Origin of the sequence: Flavobacterium sp. (assembly GCF_028712645.1) — a bacterium.
Taxonomy (GTDB): Bacteria; Bacteroidota; Bacteroidia; order Flavobacteriales; family Flavobacteriaceae; genus Flavobacterium.
Genome location: NZ_JAQTPQ010000332.1, coordinates 1 through 3,280, shown reverse-complemented (window position 1 = coordinate 3,280; position 3,280 = coordinate 1). Strand labels below are relative to the sequence as shown.

The window sequence follows — 3,280 nt, the reverse complement described above, 5'->3', positions numbered from 1 at the left end:
GGAACTATTATTTCTTTGGACAATAATTGAAAGCGTTCCCGAAGTTCTATAATTGCTAATTCCAATAATTCTTCATCGGTCTCGTCGAGTTTCTTCTTGATTTCCATTGTGTGCGAACGAATAATCGAGCCGTGAGAAATTTGAAGAAAGTTTACAAAAGCAGCACTTTCGTCAGAAATGATAGAAAAAACATCAATATTGGTAATTTTCGGATTGACAATCGTAGAACGTGATTGATAATTTTCAAGAACTTCAATTTTTTCCTTGATTTTTTGGGCTTCTTCAAAGTGCATTTTACTTGCCAAATCAGTCATTAGCTTTTTGAAATCTTTCATACTTTCTTTGAAATTTCCTTTCAAAATTTCTCGAATGGCATCGACTTGTTTTTGATAGTTTTCCAAAGATTCAAATCCTTCACAAGGCCCTTTGCAATTACCAATGTGATATTCAAGACACACCTTAAACTTCCCGCTTTCAATATTCGATTTACTTAAATCATAATTGCAAGTTCGCAGCGGATACAATTCTTTTATTAAATCTAAAATTGTGTGTACAGTTTTGAAACTCGTATAAGGTCCAAAATATTCCGAGCCATCTTTGACCATTCTTCGAGTAGAAAATATTCTTGAAAAAGGTTCTTTTTTGATGCAAATCCAAGGATAACTTTTGTCGTCACGCAACAAAACATTATACCTTGGCTGCAACGTTTTTATGAGGTTATTTTCCAATAAAAGCGCATCGGTTTCCGTAGGAACAACGATGTGTTTTATCGTTACAATTTTCTTGACTAGCACATTAGTTTTGGCTGTGTCGTGAATTTTATTGAAATAGGAAGAAACTCTCTTTTTTAAGTTTTTGGCTTTGCCAACATACAAAATTTTCCCTTCCTTATCATAATACTGATAAACACCGGGACCATCAGGCAAGGTTTGAATTTGAAGTTCGAGAGTTGGGTTGTTCATATAACAAAGTTAACTGAAAAACTTCAAGTTCCAAATTCAGAAAAGCTAACAATTATCCCATTTATAAAGATTTATAAAATTATCTTTGTGAAAAATAGTTTAGCAATGATTTACTGGAAAAAACTTTCGCAAGAAGAACGAAAAAATAGAATAGAAAAAGCTTTAGATGAAAATGTAAATTTCTCTGAAGACGCTTCACTTGGTTATCCCGCTTCAAAATTGGATGGAAAAGTATTTTATGACGACGCTCCTTTTTTGCAAGACGCTCCTACTTTGAAAACCTACGTGGCAAACCCAAATCACATTGGCTGTCATACATTGGGAACTTCTGAAAGTGCTTTCAAGGGAACTCAGGAAATGGAACGCGAGGTTTTAAATGTTATCGCTGTAGATATTTTTAAAGCCCAACCCGATTCGATTGACGGTTATATTTCTCCAGGAGGAACCGAAGCCAACATTCAAGCGATGTGGATGTATCGTAACTTTTTTATGTATCAAAAAGGTGCGAAACTTGATGAAATCGCTATTTTGGCTTCCGAAGATACCCATTATTCCATTCCGAAAGGAGCCAATGTTTTGATGTTGGATTGGTTAAAAATTCCTGTTTCTTTCGAAAAAAGAGAAATCGACAAAGTGGCTTTAGAAAATGAAATTATTAAAGCGAAACAAAACGGGAAAAAATACTTTATTGCTGTCGCCAATATGGGAACGACAATGTTTGGTTCAGTTGACAACCCTGAAGATTATATTTCCATTTTAGAAAAACACAATGCCGAATATAAACTGCATATTGATGGAGCTTATGGTGGTTTTGTTTATCCTTTTAGCAACCAGAAATCAACTATTAATTTTAGTAATCCGAAGATAAGTTCTATTACTATTGATGCTCATAAAATGCTACAATCGCCTTATGGAACAGGTGTTTTTATTTGCCGCAAAGGATTAATAGAAAACGTTTTGACTAAGGAAGCCGAATATGTTGAAGGAATGGATTTAACTCTTTGCGGGAGTCGTTCTGGAGCAAATGCAATTGCAGTTTGGATGATTTTGTTTACTTATGGTCCTTTTGGATGGTTCGAGAAGGTAAGTATTTTGCAAATGAGAACTCAGTTTTTGTGCCACGAACTCGACGAATTAAACATTAAATATTTCAGAGAACCTTTTATGAATATTGTGACTATTCACTCTGAATATATTCCTGAGGGAATTGCCAAAAAATTTGATTTGGTACCAGAACAGCATAATGATAACAATAAATGGTATAAAATTGTGCTGATGGATCACGTCGAAGTGCAACATTTAACTTCTTTTATAAACGAATTGAAAGTGACGATTAATGCTTAAAAAGGAATTAAGACAAAAGTATAAAAGTAAAAGGCAAGAATTGAGCGAGGCTGAAATCGACCATTTGAGTCTAGCTATTGCCAATAATGTCTTGACGCTTCCTGTCTGGGATAAAACTTATTTTCATATTTTCTTGCCCATTTCAGAACAAAAAGAAGTCAATACTGAGTTTATCTTGCATTTACTTTCAGGAAAAGACAAGGAAATTATCATTTCGAAAAGTGATTTTGGAATTCGGAATATGACCCATTTTCTTTTGACAGATAACACTAAATTCAAGAAAAACGAATACAATATTCCAGAACCAGTCGATGGAGTGGAAGTTCCAACTAGTAAAATTAATGTAGTTTTTGTTCCACTTTTAGCTTTTGATAAAACGGGACATCGAGCCGGTTATGGCAAAGGATTTTATGACAAATTCCTAAAAGAATGCAAACCCGAAACCATCAAAATTGGACTTTCCTTCTTTGAACCTGAAGAACAAATTAAAGATATTTTAGAAAACGACGTCAAGTTGGATTATTGCGTAACACCGAATGCCGTTTATGAATTTTAATATAAAAAAATAGACGAACAAACTCTTTCAAGTCTATTCGTCTATTATCTAAAAGTCAATTCTATTAAAAGAAGACTATTTTTCTAAAGCATATCTTCTAGCCACTTCAGTCCAGTTAATTACATTAAAGAAAGCTTCAATATAATCAGGTCTTCTGTTTTGGTAGTTCAAGTAGTAAGCGTGTTCCCAAACATCCATTCCAAGGATTGGTCTTCCGCCACAACCTACACCCGGCATCAAAGTATTGTCTTGATTTGGAGTTCCGCAAACTTCTAATTTTCCGTCTTTCACGCACAACCAAGCCCATCCTGAACCAAATTGAGTAGCCCCAGCTTTGGCGAAAGCAGCTTTAAACGTTTCAAAAGAACCAAAAGCACTATCAATTGCAGCTGCTAATTCCCCTTTTGGCAAACCACCA

The 3,280-nt window shown here is 34.6% G+C and carries 4 protein-coding genes; 2 read left to right on the top strand and 2 right to left on the bottom strand.

Annotation, left to right across the window (positions count from 1 at the left end; all coding sequences use genetic code 11):
- The coding region (gene uvrC / locus PHC28_RS17335) for an excinuclease ABC subunit UvrC (RefSeq protein ID WP_300103508.1) at nucleotides 1-962 on the bottom strand (962 nt) is incomplete at its 3' end.
- An 87-nt stretch (nucleotides 963-1,049) separates the two neighbouring features.
- Between uvrC and PHC28_RS17330 the strand changes: the two genes are divergently transcribed.
- A complete protein-coding gene (locus PHC28_RS17330) occupies nucleotides 1,050-2,306 on the top strand; it encodes a pyridoxal-dependent decarboxylase (RefSeq protein WP_300103506.1) in 1,257 nt (418 codons plus the stop codon).
- Nucleotides 2,299-2,862 carry a 5-formyltetrahydrofolate cyclo-ligase gene (locus PHC28_RS17325; protein ID WP_300103504.1) on the top strand — a complete coding sequence of 188 codons (564 nt, stop codon included), beginning with the start codon at nucleotides 2,299-2,301 and terminating at the stop codon, nucleotides 2,860-2,862. The genes PHC28_RS17330 and PHC28_RS17325 overlap by 8 nt, the downstream gene beginning before the upstream one ends.
- Before the next feature lie 75 nt (nucleotides 2,863-2,937).
- Here PHC28_RS17325 and PHC28_RS17320 read toward each other — a convergent pair.
- The coding region (locus PHC28_RS17320; protein WP_300103502.1) for a superoxide dismutase at nucleotides 2,938-3,280 on the bottom strand (343 nt) is incomplete at its 5' end.